The 22,881-nt window shown below is 45.9% G+C and carries 15 protein-coding genes; 4 read left to right on the plus strand and 11 right to left on the minus strand.

Annotation, left to right across the window (positions count from 1 at the left end; genetic code table 11):
- Positions 1 to 5: 5 nt before the first annotated feature.
- Complete coding sequence (gene aceE, locus GQ359_RS05330; RefSeq protein WP_215385743.1) at positions 6 to 2,702, minus strand: pyruvate dehydrogenase (acetyl-transferring), homodimeric type; 2,697 nt, start codon at positions 2,700 to 2,702, stop codon at positions 6 to 8.
- A gap of 203 nt (positions 2,703 to 2,905) precedes the next feature.
- On the opposite strand from aceE, the gene GQ359_RS05335 reads away from it, so the two are divergent.
- Genes GQ359_RS05335 through GQ359_RS05350 form a run of 4 tightly spaced genes read left to right on the plus strand, consistent with a single transcriptional unit; the run spans position 2,906 to position 9,143 of the window.
- Positions 2,906 to 5,416, plus strand: coding sequence for a PAS domain S-box protein (locus tag GQ359_RS05335; RefSeq protein ID WP_215385744.1), 2,511 nt, complete (start codon positions 2,906 to 2,908; stop codon positions 5,414 to 5,416).
- A gap of 35 nt (positions 5,417 to 5,451) precedes the next feature.
- On the plus strand, positions 5,452 to 6,099 hold the full coding sequence (locus tag GQ359_RS05340) for a response regulator transcription factor (protein ID WP_215385745.1): 648 nt from the start codon (positions 5,452 to 5,454) through the stop codon (positions 6,097 to 6,099).
- A gap of 6 nt (positions 6,100 to 6,105) precedes the next feature.
- Positions 6,106 to 6,960 carry a bifunctional methylenetetrahydrofolate dehydrogenase/methenyltetrahydrofolate cyclohydrolase FolD gene (gene folD, locus GQ359_RS05345; protein WP_215385746.1) on the plus strand — a complete coding sequence of 285 codons (855 nt, stop codon included), beginning with the start codon at positions 6,106 to 6,108 and terminating at the stop codon, positions 6,958 to 6,960.
- 53 nt (positions 6,961 to 7,013) lie between these two features.
- The gene (locus GQ359_RS05350) at positions 7,014 to 9,143 is read left to right on the plus strand and encodes a M3 family metallopeptidase (RefSeq protein WP_215385747.1); all 2,130 of its coding nucleotides are present in this window, start codon (positions 7,014 to 7,016) and stop codon (positions 9,141 to 9,143) included.
- 8 nt (positions 9,144 to 9,151) lie between these two features.
- On the opposite strand, the gene xth is transcribed toward GQ359_RS05350, so the two are convergent.
- From xth to hrpA, 10 genes are all read right to left on the minus strand, one after another.
- Positions 9,152 to 9,997, minus strand: coding sequence for an exodeoxyribonuclease III (gene xth / locus GQ359_RS05355; RefSeq protein ID WP_215385748.1), 846 nt, complete (start codon positions 9,995 to 9,997; stop codon positions 9,152 to 9,154).
- Entirely contained in the window at positions 9,990 to 11,441 is a 1,452-nt protein-coding gene (ntrC, locus tag GQ359_RS05360; protein ID WP_215385749.1) for a nitrogen regulation protein NR(I), read from the minus strand. Before ntrC ends, xth begins: the two co-directional genes overlap by 8 nt.
- Complete coding sequence (glnL, locus tag GQ359_RS05365; protein WP_215385750.1) at positions 11,438 to 12,574, minus strand: nitrogen regulation protein NR(II); 1,137 nt, start codon at positions 12,572 to 12,574, stop codon at positions 11,438 to 11,440. Before glnL ends, ntrC begins: the two co-directional genes overlap by 4 nt.
- Positions 12,575 to 12,585: 11 nt before the next feature.
- The gene (glnA, locus tag GQ359_RS05370; RefSeq protein WP_215300941.1) at positions 12,586 to 14,001 is read right to left on the minus strand and encodes a type I glutamate--ammonia ligase; all 1,416 of its coding nucleotides are present in this window, start codon (positions 13,999 to 14,001) and stop codon (positions 12,586 to 12,588) included.
- A 197-nt stretch (positions 14,002 to 14,198) separates the two neighbouring features.
- Positions 14,199 to 15,062, minus strand: coding sequence for a molybdopterin-binding protein (locus tag GQ359_RS05375; protein ID WP_251367832.1), 864 nt, complete (start codon positions 15,060 to 15,062; stop codon positions 14,199 to 14,201).
- Positions 15,055 to 15,915, minus strand: a complete 861-nt coding sequence (locus GQ359_RS05380; RefSeq protein WP_251367833.1) for an EI24 domain-containing protein — start codon at positions 15,913 to 15,915, stop codon at positions 15,055 to 15,057. Before GQ359_RS05380 ends, GQ359_RS05375 begins: the two co-directional genes overlap by 8 nt.
- A gap of 42 nt (positions 15,916 to 15,957) precedes the next feature.
- Positions 15,958 to 16,935, minus strand: coding sequence for a sterol desaturase family protein (locus tag GQ359_RS05385; RefSeq protein ID WP_215385752.1), 978 nt, complete (start codon positions 16,933 to 16,935; stop codon positions 15,958 to 15,960).
- Between the two features lie 15 nt (positions 16,936 to 16,950).
- The gene (locus tag GQ359_RS05390; RefSeq protein ID WP_371822399.1) at positions 16,951 to 17,721 is read right to left on the minus strand and encodes a polysaccharide deacetylase family protein; all 771 of its coding nucleotides are present in this window, start codon (positions 17,719 to 17,721) and stop codon (positions 16,951 to 16,953) included.
- 9 nt (positions 17,722 to 17,730) lie between these two features.
- Complete coding sequence (locus GQ359_RS05395) at positions 17,731 to 18,723, minus strand: cytochrome D1 domain-containing protein (protein ID WP_371822469.1); 993 nt, start codon at positions 18,721 to 18,723, stop codon at positions 17,731 to 17,733.
- Positions 18,724 to 18,817: 94 nt separating this feature from the next.
- Entirely contained in the window at positions 18,818 to 22,852 is a 4,035-nt protein-coding gene (gene hrpA, locus GQ359_RS05400; RefSeq protein WP_215385755.1) for an ATP-dependent RNA helicase HrpA, read from the minus strand.
- Between the last annotated feature and the right edge of the window lie 29 nt (positions 22,853 to 22,881).

Here is a 22,881-nt window from a genome sequence, read left to right on the forward strand (position 1 = left end):
TCTTATCAAACCGTCATTGGGTTTGGTTTGGTGATATCGATTTCATATTTCTTAATCGCTTCAGCTAGCACTTGTCTATCAATCTGGCCGGCATCCACCAAAGAACGTAAAGCTGTCAATACAACCCAGCGACGATCTACTTCAAAGAAATCGCGTAACTTTTCACGAGTATCTGAGCGTCCGAAACCATCAGTACCCAAGACTTCAAAACGACGGCCCATGTGCTGAATCGCAGGACGAATCTGCTCCGCAAATAGACGAACGTAGTCAGTCGCAGCAACAATTGGACCAACGGTACCTGTCAAGCACTTCTCTACATGCGACAGAGATGGCGCTACTGTTGGGTTTAATAGATTGCTGCGATGAACTGCATTCCAATCACGACCTAACTCAGTAAAGCTTGGGCAACCCCATAAATCAGATGCGATACCCCAATCTTTATGCAAGATATCAGCAGCTTCAATCACTTCACGGAAAATCGTGCCAGAACCTAAAAGCTGAACGCGCAGTTTCGCATTAGCATCACCAACTGACTTGAGCTTGTACATGCCCTTAATGATGTCTTGTTCTGCACCCTTTGGCATTGCTGGGTGAGCGTAATTCTCATTCATGAGAGTAATGTAGTAGTAGACATCTTCTTGTTCAGCCAGCATGCGACGCATACCATCCTGAATCACCACGGCTACCTCAAATGCAAATGAAGGGTCATAGCTGATGCAGTTTGGAATAGCAGCGCTCCAGACTTGACTGTGTCCATCTTCATGCTGAAGGCCTTCACCGTTCAGAGTAGTTCTACCAGCAGTACCGCCAAGCAAGAAACCGCGGCTACGCATATCACCAGCAGCCCAACAGAGATCGCCAATACGCTGGAATCCAAACATGGAGTAGAAGATGTAGAAAGGCAACATCGGTACGCCATGAGTTGAATATGAAGTTGCAGCGGCAATCCAGTCGCACATACCGCCTGCTTCATTAATACCCTCTTGCAAAATCTGACCAGTTTTATCCTCTTTATAGAACATCAATTGATCATGATCTTCTGGGGTGTAGAGCTGACCTAGCTGATTCCAAATACCGAGCTGACGGAACATGCCTTCCATACCAAAGGTGCGGGACTCGTCTGGAACAATCGGAACCACCCTCTTGCCTAAAACCTTGTCACGCACAATCGTATTGAGAATACGGACAAAAGCCATGGTTGTGGAAATCTCACGACCTTCAGTTGTAGCTTCCAGCAAGGGCGCAAATACCTCGAGCGCAGGAACCGGCAAACTTTCAGCCTTCATACGACGCTGCGGCAAGTAACCACCCAACTCTTGACGACGCGCCTTCATATATTCAAGTTCAGGGCTGCCATCGGCGAACTTCACCAAAGGCATTTCATCGAGCTGCTCATCCTTTACAGGAATCTCGAAGCGATCACGGAAACGACGCACATCATCTGCATTCATCTTCTTGGCTTGGTGGGCAATATTCATGGCCTCACCTGATCCACCCATACCGTAACCCTTAATGGTGTGCGCCAAAATAACTGTTGGTTGATCTTTATGATTTACAGCTGAATGAAACGCTGCAAATACTTTATGGGGATCATGACCGCCACGATTGAGCTGCCAAATTTCTTCATCACTCCAATCGCTAACCAAAGACTTTAATTCAGGTGTGTTGAATACGATCTCACGTACATAAGCACCATTCTTGGCCTTCATGGTTTGGTACTCACCATCCACGATTTCACCAAGACGCTGCATCAAGATGCCTTTTTTATCGCGAGCGAATAAAGCATCCCAATGACCACCCCAAACTACTTTAATGACATTCCAACCAGCGCCACGGAATTCGCTTTCAAGCTCTTGAATAATCTTGCCGTTACCACGCACAGGACCATCAAGACGTTGCAAGTTGCAATTCACAACAAAAATTAGATTGTCTAATTTTTCACGGCCGGCCATACCGATTGCACCGAGTGATTCAGGCTCATCAGTTTCACCGTCACCGAGAAAGGCCCAAACTTTGCGGCCCTCTGATTTAATAAATCCACGATCCTGCATGTAGCGCATAAACCGCGCTTGATAAATAGCCATGATGGGACCAAGTCCCATAGATACAGTTGGGAACTGCCAGAAATCAGGCATCAACCAAGGATGCGGATAACTAGAAATACCTTTACCACCTACTTCTTGACGGAAGTTATTAAGTTGCTCATCTGATAATCGGCCCAGCATGTAAGCGCGCGCATAAACGCCAGGCGCTGAATGTCCCTGAACAAAAATCAGGTCACCACCATGCTCTGGAGATGGTGCGCGCCAAAAATGATTAAAGCCAACGTCATATAAAGTAGCGGCCGACTGGAATGATGAAATATGGCCACCAACATTGGTGTCTTTGTTTGCACGAAGAACCATCGCCATCGCATTCCAGCGAGTGTATGAACGAATTCGATGCTCTACATTTTGATCGCCAGGTAAGCGCGCTTGCTGCTCAACTGGAATCGTATTGATGTAAGGAGTTTCGGCATGGAATGCTTGATTAACTCCATTGACTCGAGCGTGTGAAATTTGCTGATCTATGAGATAGGCCGCACGTTCAGGCCCCTCATTACGAATCACGCCATCTAAGGCCTGCAACCATTCTTGAGTTTCACCTGGATCCGCGTCTTGCTTACCTGCGCTACCCAAAATTTGATCTGGAACTGCTGCCATAAACTGCCTCCATTAGTCACATCGGTCTGATTTATTCACTCTATAGGCAACATTCTAGGAAGGTCCATGGGTGTAAACAAGCAATTTTCCACATAATGATAATATTTATCACTATGTGATATTTTGTTGCAATGCAATCGAAACAAGCAAAAACGCTTTAAAGCATGAAAAAGGCTAGCAGTAAGGCAAAATAGCCCTATTACATGAAAAAAATCGCATTTTCAATATGGCAACTCAAGCCTGTGAGGTGGATCCGTCGAATACGGGGATTTAAGCTTGTCTACACACCATTAATCGCGATTGTGCTGTTTACCGTGGTGATGGGTGTCATCATGGGCACGCTTCAGCTGCAGGAAAAAAGTCAGCAAGAAGCGGCACTATTTAGAGAGCTCTCTTTTGCGAAGCAGCGCATTCAATTACGTTTTGCAAACAATACCGACGTATTGCAATCCATTGGGCGGGATTATGTCAGCGCCGGAGATTCCGCAAAGTTAAAAGATAACGTGATTATTCAGGCGGAGAATCTTCTGCAAAGCAATCATGAGATTGCAAAAATTGTCTGGTTTAACGAAACATACCAGAGCCAGTGGAAAGTTCCACCTCATAACTTAAAAACCGATTGGTTTAACAAAGTGAATAATGCAAATGTCATCAACAAGACATTGCAGAAAACGCTTGAGCTTAGTGCCGCTACCAATAGGCCAGCCTTTAGTAATTTCATCTCTCTTGAAGTTCCAAGCAATGAGGTAATCTCCAAAGAAATTCGCAATGTGTTTTGGCAAACAGTACCTCTACTTTCTGGTAACGAGATTAAAGGCATGGTTGCCGCCCTGTATACAACCCAAGGGATACTAGAAATGATCCCAGGGGAACTCAAAGCCCAATATCGATTCACTCTAATTACAGATGATGATCAGGTCTTGGCAATCTCATCTGATAAAAATACCCCGAAGCGAGCATTTAGCAATCAAACCAGTTTGGATATTGGCGTCTTAAGCCCAAATCTTAGTCTCAGAATCGATACCTACCCTCCAGAAACCAATTTAACGTTCAGGATGTTGATAGGCGTTGTTCTGGGTTTAAGTGCTTTCGTGATTTGGAGTTTATGGTCTGTTTTGAAACAAATGCAAGTTCGGCAAGAAGTAGAAGCCAATCTTCGGGCTGAGACGAATTTTCGTAGTGCGATGGAAAACTCTACGCCCGTTGGTATTCGTGCACATGATATGAATCGGGCGATCACCTATGTCAACCCTGCTTTTTGCGAGATGACTGGTTGGTCAGCAGAAGAGCTAATAGGACTTTGCCCCCCTTTTGCATTCTGGCCCGAAGACCAAAAAGAAGAGCTCACCAAAAAAATGAATCAGGCTCTCCAGTTGACACTCAATCAAGATAAGAAGATTGGTGTTGAGGGCTCAATACTCCACCGCAATGGTTCAATCATCCAGACCCGCACCTTTATTGCTCCGCTAATTGATGAAAAAGGTAAGCAGACAGGTTGGATCACTTCATTAATTGATATTTCTGAGCCAAAGAAAATTCGTGAAGAATTGGCTGCTTCTCAAGAGCGATTCATTACCGTTTTAGAAGGTTTGGATGCTTCTGTTTCGGTAGTCTCCAATGAAACGGGTGAATTATTGTTTGCTAATCGCTTCTATCGGGAACGCTTTGGCAGCTCTGCTCAAGGCCATTGTGATTTAGCCGGCGGCGATATCAAACAAAAAATATTTCAAGCTTCTATTGAAGCCAATTCGCCCTCGTCCCTGCATCAAGAAACAGAGTCAGAAGAAATTCAATTGCTGGATCCAAGCACTGGAACTTCAAAGTGGTATGAAGTACGTAGACGTTTTGTACCGTGGGTTGATGGTCAGTTAGCGCAACTATTGATTGCAACAGATATTACGATTCGTATTGAAGCGGAAGATTTAGCTCGACAACAAGAAGAGCGTATGCAATTCTCAAGCCGCTTAACGACTATGGGCGAAATGGCATCATCACTTGCTCATGAATTAAATCAACCGCTCGCTGCAATCTCTAACTACTGCATGGGTGTAGCTAAACGTTTGCAAGGGCAACTCGAGCCTGCCCTGCAAAAAGATATTCTGCCTGCACTAGAAAAAGCCTCTGACCAAGCACATAGGGCTGGAACCATCATTCAGCGCATTAAAGGTTTTGTGAAGCGCAGCGAACCACAACGAAAATCTTGTGACATCAGTGAAATTATTAATGATGCGGTTGGCTTAGTGGAGATCGAAGCCCATCGACACCGCCTGAACATTGCTACGCAAATTGCTGAAAATATCCCAACGGTGGATGTAGATCCGGTGTTAATTTTGCAGGTTTTAGTAAATCTTCTTAAGAATTCACTAGATAGTATGCGAGAGGTTTACCCCCTCTCATCTCGTTGGTCTGCCCCTCCAGTCAAAATTTCGGCCGACCTAGATACCAGCACTTTTCCTGCAATGCTACGCATCCAAGTGACTGATACGGGCGCCGGGATCGCTGATTCCGTTATCGAACGGATGTTTGAGCCCTTTTTTAGCACTAAAAACGATGGAATGGGCATGGGTCTCAATATTTGCCGGTCTGTGATCGAGTCCCACCAGGGTCGACTTTGGGCAAAAAATCAGATGGATGCAGAACAAACAAAGCTATCGGGCTGCACCTTTACAATACTATTACCGCTAGAGTCTCCGGGCTCAATGGTCAGTAGTTAATTTATGTATTTTTAGATTTATCTGTGAGAGCTAATATGAATATCAGTGCTGCTACCAAACCTAACCAAGCTGAAGTGGTTTATGTTGTAGATGACGATGAGGCAGTTCGTGACTCCCTCACCTGGCTACTAGAAAGTAATGGGTATGTTGTACGCTGCCATGCAAGCGCTGAGCGATTCTTGCAGTCACTTCAAAGCACAGATAGATCCACGATCTCTTGCGCCATTTTAGATGTTCGAATGTCAGGCATGTCAGGTCTTGAATTACAAGAACGTTTAATTAGCGAAAATCTACCAATGCCAGTTGCATTTATCACTGGTCATGGCGATGTCTCCATGGCAGTTTCAACAATGAAACGTGGCGCAGTCGATTTTATTGAAAAGCCTTTTAAAGAAAACGATCTCTGCGGCTTGGTAGATCGTATGCTTGCAAAAGCACGTGTTGATTATTCTCAAGCAAGCCAACGCAAAATCACTCAGAGCCTCTTAAGTAAGCTTACTGGGCGTGAGCGCCAAGTTCTCGAACGTATCGTGGCTGGTCGCTTGAACAAACAGATTGCAGATGATCTTAGTATCTCCATCAAAACTGTTGAGGCACATCGCGCCAATATTATGGAAAAGCTCAATGTGAATACCGTTGCAGACTTACTCCGCTTAGCGCTATCAGACCCACAACCTAATTAATTTCTTATGCCTGCACAGTTACTTGATGGCGTTGCCTTATCTAAAAAACTTCGTACTGAAATTGCTGCCCGTGGCGCAATCGTCACTGCCAAAGGCATTAGGCCAGGCTTAGCAGTCATTGTTGTTGGAGAAATTCCAGCAAGCCAAGTTTATGTCCGCAATAAAGTAAAGGCCTGCGAAGATGTTGGCTTTCATTCTGTGCTTGAGCGATATTCAGCTGATTTGGGCGAGGAAGAATTACTAGCTCGCATTACCACCCTCAATGCTGACCCTTCAATTCATGGAATCTTGGTTCAACTTCCTTTGCCAGAACATATTGCAGCGGAACGCGTTCTTGAAGCCATCGCCCCAGAAAAAGATGTGGATGGTTTTCACGTGGCGAATGCTGGCGCCTTAATGGTGGGCCAACCTGAATTCAAGCCATGTACGCCTTATGGCTGCATGAAGATTCTCGAAAGTATTGAATACCCAATCCGCGGAGCACGTGCAGTGATCGTGGGCGCCTCCAATATTGTTGGCAAGCCGATGGCGATGCTCTTGCTACAAGCGGGAGCTACAGTCACGATTTGTAATAGCAAAACGCGTGACCTGGCGCACCACACCAAAGATGCTGACATCTTGGTAGTTGCCACCGGTAAACCCAAAATGATTACGGGCGATATGGTGAAAAACGGCGCAGTTGTAATCGATGTAGGTATCAATCGGATGCCTGATGGCAAGCTTTGTGGTGATGTCGATTTTGATGCAGCCCAGTATGTTGCTGGCTGGATCACGCCTGTACCTGGTGGCGTCGGCCCAATGACTATCACCATGCTACTCATGAATACCTTAGAAGCGGCGGAAAAGGCAGCAAAACGCTAGGGAATTGACTGGGACTTTTGGCAAAATTGCTCACAGTCCATTAAGCTAGAGGGATGACTACATCTACCCCTCTACAAGCTTCTGCTGACCTACAACAAAATCCACTCATTTCATTCGGTCGCGGTATTTGCGACTACTCTCAGGTCAAGTCATCTGACATTAAACCTGCGATAGATTTTCTACTGGCACAGGCGGAAAAAGCAGTAGCTCTAGCAATCGACCCAAAGACTCCAGCAAGTTGGAACGAACTTCTTGAACCCCTCGAAGATGCTACCGAATCCCTCAGCAGATCTTGGGGGGTAATTTCGCACCTCAATAGTGTTGCAGACACCCCAGAACTGAGAGCAGCTTATGGTGAGATGATCCCCAAGGTGACTGCGTTCTTCTCCAGCCTAGGCCAAAACCTAGCGCTTTACCAAAGATTCAAAGAGCTTAGTCAAAGTGCTGACTATGCCAATTTGAGTGCTTCACAGAAAAAAGTGATTGAAAATTCTTTAAGGGATTTTCGTCTTGGTGGCGCCGAACTCAGTGATGCTGATAAGCCTCGCTTTTCTCAAATTCAGGATGAGCAAGCATTGTTAGGAAAAGCATTTTCCGACCATGTTTTAGATGCGACTGATAGCTTTGTCCATCTCGTTACAGACAAATCTGAGTTAGCTGGATTGCCTGAAGATGCTATTGCTGCAGCTGCAGATACAGCACAACAAAAAGGTTTGCAAGGTTGGGCTTTTACCCTCCACTTCCCCTCCTACTACCCAGTCATGCAGTATTCAGAGAATCGCCCACTCCGTCGCTTGATGTATGAGGCTTACGTCACACGAGCTTCGGAATTAGCCCCCCAATATTCAAAAGGGAAGCTAGATTGGGATAACACTGCAAATATGTTGGAGCAACTCAAATTGCGTGATGAAGAAGCACGCATGCTGGGATTTGAAAACTATGCTGCCCTGAGTTTAGCCCCCAAAATGGCTAGTAGCGTCAGTGAGGTAGATACTTTTCTAACTACCTTTGCACATAAAGCAAAACCATTTGCACAGAAAGATTGGCAAGAGCTTTCTGACTTTGCTAAAACTGAATTGGCTATTGATGGATTAGAGCCATGGGATATTGCTTTTGCCTCTGAAAGACTTAAACAAGAGCGCTACTCATTTTCCGAGAACGAGCTCAAGCAATACTTCCCGCTGCCCAAAGTGCTAGATGGGCTCTTTCAAGTAATTCAGACTTTGTTTGGCGTGAATATCGAGAGCGCCAATCTACCAACATGGCATGCGGATGTTCAGTCCTTCGCAGTGAAAAATACTGAAGGCCAAGTTGTAGCCTACTTCTATCTAGACCCATATGCTCGCCCTGGTAAACGCGGTGGCGCCTGGATGGATGATGCGCGTGGCCGCAGAGAATTACCTAATGGTGAGATTCAAGTGCCAGTAGCGTATTTGGTTTGCAACTTTGCCCCGCCAGTAAAAGTGGATGGGGTACTGCGTCAACCCACTATTACTCATGATGATGTCATCACCCTATTCCACGAGAGTGGTCATGGCATGCACCACCTCTTAACTCAGGTAAGCGCCCTGGGCGTATCTGGCATTAATGGTGTTGAATGGGATGCGGTGGAGTTGCCAAGCCAGTTTATGGAAAATTTCTGCTGGGAATGGGAAGTCTTAGAGAAGATGACCGCACATGCAGAGACTGGAAAACCACTCCCCAGAGAACTCTATGAAAAGATTCTAGCAGCCAAGAATTTCCAAAATGGTTATATGACATTGCGTCAGGTGGTGATGTCTCTAACCGACTGGCGTCTGCACGCTAATTTTGATGTTGAAAAAGCAAAAGGACAGGCCGTACTGGATCTATCTAAAAGCATTGCCGATGAATTCAATGTTATTCCACAACCAGCCATCTCCCGATGGATCAATACCTTTAGCCATATTTTTGCAGGAGGTTACGCAGCAGGCTATTACAGCTATAAATGGGCTGAAGTACTTTCTGCGGATGTGTACTCTGCTTTTGAAGAAGCAGCAAAACTCACTGGTAGTGTGCTAGATGAAAAAACCGGCGCTCGTTATCGCAAAGAGATCTTAGAGGTAGGCGGCAGTCGTTCGGCAGCGGATTCATTCAAAGCCTTTAGAGGCAGAGAACCGAGTATTGATGCGCTACTGAGACACGGCGGCTTAGTTACTCAATAAGATTCGGTTTAGACCGTAATTTCAGCTATGACGGGAGCATGATCTGAAGGTTGCTCCCAAGTACGAGGCTCCTTATCGATAATGCTTAGTGTGCATTTTTCTTTGAGAGCCTCGCTTAATAGAATGTGATCAATCCGCATTCCTGCATTTCTTCTGAAACCCATCATGCGGTAATCCCACCAGCTAAAGGATTTAGGCGCTTGTTCAAACATCCGATAAGAATCGGTAAGCCCTAGATTAAGTAGCTGCTGAAACGCCTCTCTTTCTGGTGGAGAAACGAGATTTTGACCAATCCACTTAGCGGGATCATGTACATCAGAATCCGTAGGCGCGATGTTGAAATCACCTAAGAGTGCTAAGCGACTATTTTGGGCCAACTCTTCACTTAACCAATTTTCTAAGGCTTTGAGCCAAGCTAATTTGTAGACAAACTTATCGCTATCGGGTGATTGACCATTAGGGAAATAAGCTGATACCAAACGAATAGGCTGCATTCCTTTAAAGCAAACTGTAGCCGCCAAAATACGCTGCTGTTCATCCGTGTTGCCAGGGATATTTCGTATTGGCTTTAAAAATGTCGTCTCATGATTACTTGCAATCGAGGCTAATGCGGCTTTACGAACGATGATAGCAACACCGTTATAAGTCTTTTGACCAGCGGCAATACTAAGGTACCCCGCCTCTTCAAGCTCTTGATGTGGATACTTATCATCAGTGAGCTTAAGCTCCTGAAGGCACAGTGCATCAATCGGCTTTTTCGCCTTCTCTTGATCCTGCAGCCATTTCAAAACATGAGGTAAACGCACCTTCAGTGAGTTGACATTCCACGCGGCAATCCTCACAGACTCAGCCATCGATACCCAGCTCCTGTAATTTACGCGTGATCGTATTGCGGCCAATTCCAAGGCGTTGGGCGGCTTCGACGCGTCTTCCGCGAGTTACTTCAAGAGCTGCCTGCAATACTGCTTTTTCAAACTTGGAACACAGTACGTCGTATACCTCTGAATCTCCATCCTGTAGCATTTTGACTGCCAAACGGCCTAATCCGCCCTCCCAGTCCGCTGAGCCAACTCTGCTCGCCACTTGTGCCGCAGGGTTAGATTCACCTTGCAAGATGACTGGCTGCTCACCCGCCTCTGCCAAAATATCAGCAGGTAAATCACTTACTCCAATAACATTAGACGGCGTCATTACTGTGAGCCAATGACAAAGATTTTCTAGTTGGCGCACATTACCAGGAAATGGCATAACACTAATTTCTTTTAAGACATCATCTGACAGCTTTTTAACTTCAACACCAAGAGACTTGGCACAGGACAACATAAAATGCCTTGCCAGAACTGGAATATCTTCCGCGCGCTCACGTAAGGCTGGCATCCTTAAACGAATCACATTGAGGCGATGCAATAAATCTTCACGGAAAGCACCAGCAGCAACTCGAGCCTCAAGATTTTGATGGGTTGATGCAATGATTCTCACGTTGGCTTTGATGGGATCTTGTCCACCAACTCGATAGAAATGACCATCGGTTAATGCGCGTAATAAGCGAGTTTGAAGATCAAAAGGAATATCGCCAATCTCATCCAAAAATAAAGTGCCACCGTCGGCCTGCTCAAAACGACCACGACGCAAGGTCAAGGCTCCAGGAAAAGCACCGCGCTCATGACCGAATAATTCAGACTCCAATAAATCCTTGGGTACTGCGGCCGTACTAAAGGCAATAAATGGGCCTTTGGCGCGAGGGCTATGCTTATGTAAAGCCTGCGCAACCAATTCTTTACCAGTACCGGATTCACCAGTAATTAAAACGGTAGAGTGCGACTGAGCCAAGCGACCAATCGCTCTGAAGACTTCTTGCATTGCAGGAGCTTGACCAATAATTTCAGTTGAGTCTTGTCTCCAGCCATTCATCTCTTTATTACCTGATTGATTGCGCTCACTTTGCTCCATTGCACGCCGAATCAACTCTACAGCCTTATCAATATCAAATGGCTTGGTGAGGTACTCAAATGCACCGCCCTGAAAAGACGAGACTGCCGAATCTAAATCTGAGTATGCAGTCATGATGATGACCGGTAGCATGGGGTGACTCTCTTTTACGTTTTGCAAAAGATCTAATCCATTACCACGGGGCATCCGAATATCAGAAATGAGTACTTGTGGAGCTTCCTTCTCCAATGCATCAAGCACATCATTGGGATTAGAAAAGCTCTTATGAGGAATATTCTCGCGAGTCAGGGCCTTCTCTAGCACCCAACGAATAGATTGGTCATCGTCCACGATCCAAACGGGTTTCATAATGCTTTCTCCTGCCTACGGTAAGGAATTTGAATATGGAAGTCGGTCCGTCCAGGACGACTGTCACAGGCTATGAAGCCTTGGTGCTGTTGAACAAAAGTTTGTGCGAGAGTGAGGCCAAGACCGCTACCACCATCTCTGCCAGAAACTAATGGAAAGAAAATACGCTCTCGGATATCCTCTGGAATACCAGGTCCGTTATCAATAACGTGCAAGTCCATAGCCATTTTGTATCGTTGCTTAGAGATAGTGACTGAACGGGCAACCCTTGTCTTCAGTTCAATTTGAGCAACACCTTGGGCAATTTCTTCTGAAAGTGCTTGTGCAGCGTTATGGGCAATATTGAGAACGGCCTGAATGAGCTGCTCGCGATCACCCAGAACTTCAGGAAGGCTGGTGTCGTAATTACGAACAATACGCAGACCCTTGGGAAATTCCGCCAAAACAAGACTGCGTACACGCTCTAAAGCTTCATGAACATTAAATGATTCCATGGCGTGCGCCTTACGATGAGGCGCAAGTAATCTATCAACTAAGTTCTGTAAGCGGTCCGATTCTTTAATAATGACTTGGGTATATTCACGCAAGCCCTTCTCTGGCAGCTCAAACTCCAGCAATTGCGCAGCGCCTCGGATACCACCCAAAGGATTCTTAATTTCATGCGCTAAGTTACGCATCAACTGTTTGTTTGCTTCTACCTGCTGCGTGACACGCTCATCACGCTCACTACGTAACTGTTGATCAATCGGAAACCATTCCATCATGATCAGAGTTGGATCTTCCAGACTAGCAACAACCACATGCGCAGGAATCGACTCCTGATGAATACTGCCAGGCAAGGAATGCAAGACCATCTCTTGACGCTGAGCTGATACGTGTCCAGCCTTGACCTCCTCGATCATGCGCTTGATAGACTGATTATCACCAAACAAGTTATGCACAGACTGGCCCTCAAGGGATTTACGCGAAAGGTCCAGAGCAGACTCTGCAGCCGGGTTTACGTAAACCAATTGTTGGTTCTCAGCCTCAAATACCACGATGGCATTGGGCATCTGATCAAGCAATGTCGGAAAAAAAGGAGCAGCCGAAGCTGCCCCTTTGAACGAATTGCGCAACAGACCTGCGCTCAACATTTCTCCTTCGCTTACAGGGAGTAGTACATATCGAATTCGATTGGATGAGTCGTCATACGGAAACGTGTGACATCTTCCATCTTCAAAGCGATATATGCGTCGATCATAGAATCAGTAAAGACACCGCCACGAGTCAAGAACTCACGGTCTTTGTTCAAAGCTTCTAATGCTTCTTCTAAGCTTGCACAAACGGTTGGGATCTTTGCATCTTCTTCTGGTGGCAAGTCATACAAGTTCTTGTCAGCTGCTTCACCTGGATGAATCTTGTTCTGAACACCATCCAAACCTGCCATCATCAATGCTGAGAAGCAGAGGTATGGGTTGGCCAATGGATCGGGGAAGCGAGTCTCAATACGACGACCCTTAGGACTAGAAACGTGTGGAATACGAATAGAAGCAGAACGATTGCGCGCAGAGTAAGCCAACTTCACTGGCGCCTCAAAACCTGGAACCAAACGCTTGTATGAGTTGGTACCTGGGTTAGTAATCGCGTTCAATGCCTTAGCGTGCTTAATGATGCCGCCGATGTAGAACAATGCGAACTCGGACAAGCCTGCATAGCCATTACCCGCAAATAAGTTCTCACCGTTCTTCCAAATAGATTGGTGAACGTGCATACCAGAACCGTTGTCGCCAACGATAGGCTTAGGCATGAAGGTTGCAGTTTTGCCATAAGCATGTGCAACGTTTTGAACAACATACTTCTGCCAGATAGTCCAGTCAGCGCGCTGTACCAATGTGCTGAACTTAGTTCCCAATTCGTTTTGGCCTTGGCCAGCAACTTCATGGTGATGAACTTCGACAGGGATGCCTAAAGATTCAAGGATCAAACACATTTCAGAACGCATGTCTTGGAATGTATCTACTGGAGCAACTGGGAAGTAACCGCCTTTTTTACCTGGACGGTGCCCAGTATTACCACCTTCGATTTCAGCAGCTGAAGACCATGGAGCCTCTTCAGAATCTACCTTAACGAAACAACCCTGCATATCAGCACCCCAACGGACGCCATCAAAAATAAAGAATTCTGGCTCTGGACCAAAGTAAGCTGTATCGCCTAGACCAGTGCTCTTCAAATAGGACTCAGCGCGCTTAGCGATAGAACGTGGGTCACGGTCATAACCTTTGCCATCTGAAGGCTCGATCACATCACATGTGATTACTAATGTTGGCTCTTCATAGAATGGGTCGATATAGCAAGATGTTGGATCTGGCATCAACAACATATCAGATGCTTCAATACCCTTCCAACCAGCAATAGATGAACCGTCAAATGCATGACCGCTCTCAAATTTGTCTTCGTCAAATGCTGAAATAGGTACAGTTGTGTGTTGCTCTTTACCCTTTGTATCTACAAAGCGGAAATCAACGAAAGTACATTCTTTCTCTTTAACTAACTTCATCACATCAGCGACGGTCTTCGTCATGCAAATCTCCTCTATTAACTAAATTCGGAATACAAACTTAAGGTGTACACCCTTGTTCATTCCAGGCATCAAACATGCCCTTGGGATGTATCTAATTTACTGAAGCAAACAAATGGGAACGATCATTATTGCACTAATTAAGTGCTGAAATACCCCCTAAAACCTGAAAAAATAGTGTATTTGCACCAAAATAGTGCTTAATCAGCTTTAGAAATATCGTGGATTGCGTAACCCAACGCCTCCGTACCAGCTCGTAAGGCAATCCAAGCATTTTCTAGCAGATTTGCATTACCTTTGATCCCCAATTCAATATGGCGTTCAGAGTAAACACCACCCTTAGATGGGTCACCAACCGATGGAAGGCTAAAGACCTTTACCCCAGGAAAAGAGGCTTCAATACGCTCCATTAATGGCGTTAAGGTTGACTCTACGCCCTTAGGAACGATAAAGCTCTGCTCAGCCCAGTTTTCACGATGGAAAAGGTTTTGATAGTAGTTATCCAGACACCAGGCCATCATAGGAGCAGCCATCACCGGGAAGCCAGGGACAAAGTAGTGCTCTCGAATAGAAAAACCTGGGATCTGGTTATAGGGGTTCGGAATAATGTCACTGCCAAGCGGGAACTCGCCCATCTTGAAGCGATGTTGATTCTCTGGCGTGTTGAGGTCTGCCTTAATAGGATCGCCCTCAGCCATTACCTGAATTCGCCCCGCAATTAATTCTTGAGCAGTTGGATGTAATTCCGTGTTGGTTCCGAGTGCCAATGCAGCACACTGCCTTGTGTGGTCATCGGGAGTGGCGCCAATACCACCAGTACTAAACACTACATCGCCACTGGCAAAACTATACTTAAGAGTGGCAGTAATTTGCTCTGGATCATCCGCTACATATTTAGCCCAGGACAAACTCAAGCCCCGCTCACTTAGAAGCTCAATCAACTTGCTCATATGTTTATCTTGACGACGCCCAGACAAAATTTCATCACCAATAACGAATAAACCGAAGCGACGTGACTTAGGCTCTGACAGATTCATGTCAACTGAATTTGATGCATCAGCCATGGAAGGGGAGCTCCATATCAATTACACGCGCTTCTATATTTAAAGATTGATCTAGTTCTTTACTACGCAATTCTTTTAGTGCATCTAGCAAATAGTGTGTAAACCACAGCGCTGCAAACACGAAGATTAATGAATAAATCCAGAGGGCAATAAAACTCACAATAGGAAACAAGACCAGGGCTAATGCAGAGGTTGCCCAAAAGAAAGTAGGAACAGCACCTAGCATGCCTGAAGCAATGCCCATGGATAACAGTGGCCAGCGATGTTGGTGCAAAAGAGTATCGCGCTCTTCAGAAGTGGCATGTTGTGCCAATACATCGTAAGACATCAGGCGCATCGTCAGCCAACCCCATAGCAATGGTGGCAAGACTGCAACTAGTGGCGGAATCCACCACACCGGTAAAGTCAACATCACTAAGGCTAGGCAGATTAAGGCAGACCAAAGGGTATATAAAAAGCTACCAAATAAACCGCCGCCCTTCTTTCTCTCAAGATCTTTGTAGGCCTGCTGACGGGTTACCACCTTTACGATGGTTGGTACGGTAGTAAAAGCGATGAACACCAATAAGCTGATTGAGATTAATGGAATGAGCATCATGACAAAAAAGAGTGGCGCAATCCAAGCGCGAGCATTTTCAAAGCCAGCCCAAATTAGGCCATCCTGAATCCAACTCGTAAAAATAGATGTAGTTAAAAAGATGCTGAGCATCTCAAGGGCTGGAGTCCAGGTCAGCCAAATTAAACTGCCCCATAAAATCGAAACGATCAAAAATGGGCGCAGACTTAACCACAGCATTCTCGGATGCATTGTTCCCACTAAAGCCAAGCCGAAAGACTTAAATACTTGCTGCATGCTATCCATAGATTTCCATTGTCAACAAACCAAACGATGGCTTTACTTTACCTTGGAAAATATTTCTCGAACTGAATGAACAATGCCCTGCCACTGTTGCTCAATTACATTAGGAGATATAGCCAAACCCCTAACGCCAGTGGGATGAACTTCCCTCGGAAAAATGGCCGTGTTGAACATCATGTCCCACCACGGGAATAAGACACCAAAATTGCAGCCCCCTAATACACCGGGCTTACCTTTGGCCTCATGACCGTAGCCTACAGCATGGTGCATGCGGTGATACATTGGGGAAACCAAAAAGTACTTAAAAGCACCAAGATGAATCTTCAGATTAGCGTGCTGCCAACTCTGAATAAATTGACTCAACACCACTAGCAAAATAAATTGGCTCGGGGAAACACCAAATAGCAAGGCAAAGAAGGAGAACACAACTGCATGCAAAATGCTATCTAGAATGTGATTACGATCATCAGACCAAGCAGTCATAACGGTTTGACTGTGATGCAATGCGTGTAATTGCCACCACCAGTTAAACGTATGTGAGGCACGGTGATATAAGTACTCAACAAAATCTAATAATACAAAGTAGATGCAAAAACTGACTACCGGTATGGACGTCACTGGTGGCCACCATGATTCAACATTCAACCTAGTAAAACGAAAATCATGGAGTACGGAATCGATTTGAAAGAAGAATCCCGACAGGGTCAGAAAAACTAAGGCTTGAAAAATACCTAGGCGATGAAACAAGGTATAAAAAATATCCGCTTTGGAACCCTTCGCGAAACGTTCCTGGATCTCGGCCGGCGAGAATCTTTCCCAGGTACGCAAAATAAGAGCGATCAGTAAGACCTGAATACAGCCGAATAAAAACCAATCGATTCCATCAAACACATCCTCAGCCATCGACATGAGATCGAATTGATACAAAATTGGCCCAGCAACATTAGCAAACAAGAATTCTTGAGTGCTGGCGTAGGCTGCAGAAATGGCGGCTATCAGAGGATTGAAATCCATATCCCTAATTGTGACTTATTTATCTTGTTTTGGCAGAGTTGCAAAGCAAAACCCCCGAGCTTTTAAATTGATAATCAGCTGCTCTAAAACTGCTGGGGCCCAAGGATCCTGGCGCGACCAAATGCCTAAATGGGCCATAGTGATGTCGCCATCTTTCAGTTGCTTGCTTGCTTTATCCAAGAGCATTTGATTTGGATGGGTCTGTGAGCTCAACTCATCACCCAAAAACCCTGCCGGACTCCAGCCGATATGCTGGTAACCGCATTGATTCCCCATCCTAATAGAACGTGGCGAAGTCTTTCCACCAGGTGCCCGCCAGATTTTTTGAATATTGACTCCAGTGAGCTCTTTAAAACGATCATCAACGCGTCTAATTTCTCGGCAATAGCTCGCTTCGTTGTATAAGCTCATTACCCCCGCCTTGGATCCAAACTGCGGCCTAGCAAAAATCTCTCCACTGGGGCCATCCTTGACGAAGTACACATGGTCGTAGGTATGACTGCCAAAGTGATGGCCTTCACGTAAACGGTCCTGCCAATAGGATTTCCATGAGTCATCTAGAGAAAAATCACCGCGCTTAGTTTTTTCATTAGCAAGAAAAAAGGTAGCCTTAATTTTTTGACGATTCAATATATCTGCAACAGTTTCGGCAACAGACATGTTGCCAGTATCGAAAGTAAGATAAATTGTTTTCTTGCATTGCATTTCTTGAGAAAAGCTAAGCGAAGAACATGTCGCTAAAAAAATTAGCGCTACTAGTCTGGCAAGATTGCTATTCAAATACATCTCGGCTGATTACTCCCAGCCAGCACGTGGCGTGAAGAAAACGCCATGCGGAGATCTTCCAACCGGGATGACGGTCATGAGCTTCATGGATGGAATATCAATGACCCCTACTTTTTTGGAGAAACGCAGAGTAACCCACATGGTTTTACCGTCAGGCGTAATTTCCATATCGTCAGGACCCGCAGGCAAGCCAGTAATATCTCCAGTCTTTTCGAGGGTCTGCATATTAATCATGCTGATAGTTGAGGCGATACGGTTGCTCACGAAAACATGTTTTTTATCACCCAATGGGCGAAAGTTATGAGCGCCCTTACCAGTAAAGATTCGCTTCACTTCTTTACGATTCTTCCAGTCAATTACCTGAACATTGTCTTCGCCAGTAATACCAACTAGAAGATATTGATCACCAGGCGTCATCCAAACACCAGCAGGAACTTTACCGGTAGTCATTTTCCAAATAACAGTCTGCGAATCTAAATCAATAGCAGCTAATTCATTGGAATCTTGCAGAGTGATAAATGCGATCTTGCTATCAGCCGTAAATGCCACATGACTTGGTGTCTTACCCAATTTAATGGACTTAGCTAGCCTAAGATCCGATCCATGTGCGTGATATACGTCCACCCTATCCAGGCGATTACCGTTTGCAACAAACCACTTATTATTTGGCGAATAGCCAATTTGGTATGGATCAATAATGTCAGGAATCCTACCAGTCAACTCGCCCGTAGTGGGATTCATTAGCACGACATCATTACCTGCAGCATTGGCAATGAGCAAGGTCTTTTGATCTGGTGTCATCATCAAGTGATGAGGCTCCTTGCCTACAGGGACTGTCTTAATCACTTTGCGGCTGGGCATATCAATTAAGCTAACTGTTGCTTCACCAGAATTCAATATAACTGCCAACTTAGGTTCAGACTTGGGATCAGAAGACGCTGAAGTTTGAGCGTGGGTGAGTGTCACAAACCCCAAAAGGGCAAGTACGATCACGGCTGAAATAGTGCCAAATTTGGCTTTAGTAATATAAATATGCATAGCTACATTGTAAGCAATTGATGCGCCACTGCAGTGCGCCTAGTCGGATCAATTTGACCTAACGCAAGCTACCCAAGACCTTTTCTAGGCGTTTTAAAGACATTGGGCTTGGAGTCTTTAGTTCCTGGGCATATAAGGCCACCCTCAACTCCTCCAGTTGCCAACGAAAATCCGTTAATGCTTGGTCTTCATCCATGGCGTAGGTGGCAGACCCGCGACTGCCTTGGACCAACTTTTGCCATGGCCTCGCAACAGACTCCCAGTCCTTTTGACATTGGGCGTCTCGACTAGGATTGGATCGCAACTTATCAATTCGCATCGCAATCGCCTTGAGATATCGAGGGAAATGCACTAACTGAGCATATGGCGTATCAGATACGAATTTCGGGAAAATTAAACCCTGAATCTGCTTCTGAATGTCTGTGTATGCAGCACCTGAAGCAGCCTTGGCTTGAGCTAACTTCTTTTGAAGGTCTGCATAAGCCTGCAAAGCCGCTAGAGCATGCTTTGAAATCTCTTGAGCAATCAGAGCCAATCGAGGCTTGCCAGCTTGTAGACGATCAGCAAATTGCTCAGCATTCACTGGCAATGGATCATTCATAAAAGCCCGCTCCAGGGCAAGATTCAGAATTTGCTCAATCAGACTGTCTACTGAGCCCACATTGATAAATAGCAGGCCGAGCTCCCGAATTCCGGGAAGCTGTTTCTGAAGAGCCTTAAGCGTATCTTTATTGGACAAAGCGAAAAGTCTTCGCAATCCTTGCCAGTGATATTTTCTAGCCTCTAGCAAGTCATCAAATACTTCAAGATCAGATGACTCAGTACGATCTACTAAAGCTGGATAGCCAAATAAGGTGCGATTGCCTTTCTGAATCTCGAGAGTCTCGGGTAGCTCTCCAAAGTCCCAGCTTCGATAGCCACCCTGCTCTACTTTTTTTACTGCAGCAGTAGTTGTGGCTTGGCTTGTATTAGTGCTTACATTTTGGGTGCTGACGGATGTATCGGCACCAAACTCTTCTTGAACCGCTTGCTGAGCAATCGCCTGGAATGCAGTTCGAGCAGTTTCTCCATGTTCAGCACGCAATCGGGCTAAGTTGCGCTCCAGCTCAAGCTGGCGACCATGTTCATCTACTAGACGGAAGTTCATTGCGGAGTGCAAAGGCAGAGATTCAGGTCTGAAGTCTGTACGCTTAATTTCTAAACCGCGTTCTTTGCGAATATCCGTAATGAGACTATCTAAAAAGTCACCAACACCAAACTGCTTTTCTGCGAGCATGCGGTCTAAGAAAGACTTTGCATATTCCGGCAGCGGAACACAGTGACGACGTAACTTCTGGGGAAGTGATTTTAGGAGCAGGTGAATTTTTTCTTCGCACATACCTGGCACAAGCCATTCGCAACGGCGACCATCTACCTGATTTAACAGAGTCAAGGGAACAACTAAAGTTACTCCATCTTTAGGACTGCCGGGCTCAAAGTGATATGTCAGACTTAGCTCAGTTCCTCCAACAATCATTTTCTTAGGATAGCGATCTACTGTAATGCCAGCAGCTTCATGTCGCATTAAGTCCGCTTTAGCTAAGCGCAATAGGGAGTCAGGGCTCTGATCGCTAGCACCTTCGCTTTTTGCAGCATTCCTTAACCAGGCTTTCATCCCCTCTCTACTGAGAACATTTTTCGGAATGCGTGAGTCATAAAAAGCAAATAAGAGCTCATCATCCACTAAGACATCAGGACGCCTTGAACGATGCTCTAGCGCCTCGATCTCTTTAATCAGCCTGCGGTTGTACCAGAAGAATTCGAAACTACCTGGATATTTTTTTCTTGCATCAGCTTCAGTCTCCCGCATCAATGCCGGAGTGTCCATACGGCCAAACATTTCTTCCTGCACCAAGGCTTGTTTAATGAATAATTCGCGAGCTTCTTCCGGATTGTGAGACTCATAACGAACGCGACGTCCGTGATAGATAGGCAGGCCGTATAAAGTGCCTCTCTCAAATGCCATGACTTCACCTTGGCGACTATCCCAAAAGGGATCGCTCAAGGATTTAATCAAGCGGTGGGCTGCAACTCTCTCAACCCATTGAGGTTCAATCTTCGCAATCGTACGGGCATACATGCGATTGGTTTCTTGGAGCTCACCAGCTAAGATCCAAGCACCGGCCTTTTTACCAATAGTTGAACCCGGCCAGATAAAAGGACGAATACCACGAGCACCAATGTAACCACCGGTCTTGCTACCGCGCTCTTGAGATTTTTCATCCTCTTCTTTTTTGGCAACATAACCTAGTAAGCCAGTTAATAAAGACAGATGTACTTGTTCATAAGTAGCGGCTGAGGGATTCTCTTTCCAACCCTTTTCACCAAGCATGGTGTGCAACTGCCCATGCACATCACGCCATTCTCGCAATCGCCTTGGAGATAAGAATTTACTACGGCACAGATTTTCTAATTGGCGATTACTGTGTTTGTGCTTCAGTGCATCCTGATACCAATCCCATAGCTTTACAAAACTTAGAAACTCAGATCGCTCATCTGCAAACTGCAGGTGAGCTTGATCGGCAGCAGCAGCCTGATCCATTGGTCGATCACGCGGGTCTTGCGTGGCTAAAGCAGAAGCAATGATGGTGACTTCACGTAGTGCGTTTTGTTCTTTAGCTGCTAAGAGCATACGACCGATACGAGGATCCAAGGGAAGATCTGCTAACTGCTTGCCTATAGGCGTTAGCTTGAAACTATTGTTAATGTCTTTGTCATCACCCCTAGAACTCTCCTCATAGACGATGGCACCCAACTCATCTAGCAACTGCACACCATCTGCAATAGCTCGACCTAGGGGTTTATCAATGAATGGGAATTCTTGAATGCGGGGTAAACGCAAAGAACTCATACGTAGCAACACTGCCGCCAGTGAACTACGGAGAATTTCTGGATCAGTAAATTTAGGCCGGCTTAAATAATCTTGCTCGCTATACAGACGAATACAAATACCGTCAGATACACGACCGCAACGACCTGCCCTTTGATTGGCTGCCGCCTGAGATATTGGCTCAATTTGCAACTGCTCGACTTTATTGCGATAGGAATAGCGCTTCACACGGGCCAAGCCACTATCCACTACATAGCGAATATTGGGAACTGTTAATGAGGTCTCAGCAACGTTGGTAGTGAGGATGATGCGTCGACCATTGCCGGGATTGAACACACGCTCTTGTTCCGCAACCGACTGGCGCGCAAATAGGCTTAATATCTCCGGATGAAAGCGTTGCTGCAGGATATGGTCTTTGCGAAGCGCTTCAGCGCAATCCCGAATCTCTCGCTCCCCAGGCAAGAAAACCAAAACATCGCCAGCACCTGAGGCGCCCTCTCGCCACACATTAGCGATCGCCTCCGCCACAGCATCTGGAATCTCCTTAGCCTCTTTGGACTCTTTCTTACCGTCTGGCTTGGTATCCGGCTCCAAAGCTTCGTAACGCTGTTCTACGGGAAAGAGTCGTCCACTGACCTCAATCACCGGAGCTGACTTACCATTTAAGGCGAAATGATCTGAAAAACGCTTGGCATCGATCGTGGCTGAGGTGATGATCAACTTGAGATCTGGGCGCTTCGGTAGCAGCTGGCGAAGGTAGCCTAGTAGAAAGTCGATATTGAGGCTGCGCTCATGAGCCTCATCGATGATAAGTGTGTCATAGGCACGAAGTTGAGGATCCCTCTGAGTCTCAGCAAGCAAGATTCCATCAGTCATCAACTTAATTGAGGCGCCCTGACTAGTCTTATCGGCAAAACGAACTTGATAGCCAACGTCTTGACCGATTGGGGTACCCAGCTCTTGAGCTATACGCTTCGCTGTGGCTGTTGCAGCAATACGGCGAGGCTGTGTATGTCCAATGAGGCGCCCGCCGTTGATGGTGCCCCTACCTAGGTCTAGACAGATCTTCGGTAATTGGGTTGTTTTGCCTGAACCAGTCTCACCACAGACAATCACCACTTGATGAGAGCTCAAAGCATCCTTAATGATTTGACGCTGACCAGATACTGGCAACTCCTCCGGAAAGCGAATTTCCAGACGTCGGGAGGTGTTGGAAGCAGGCACAGTCGCAGGGCTTGCTTTGGGTTTTTGTT

The organism is Polynucleobacter sp. AM-7D1 (assembly GCF_018688455.1).
GTDB lineage: Bacteria > Pseudomonadota > Gammaproteobacteria > Burkholderiales > Burkholderiaceae > Polynucleobacter.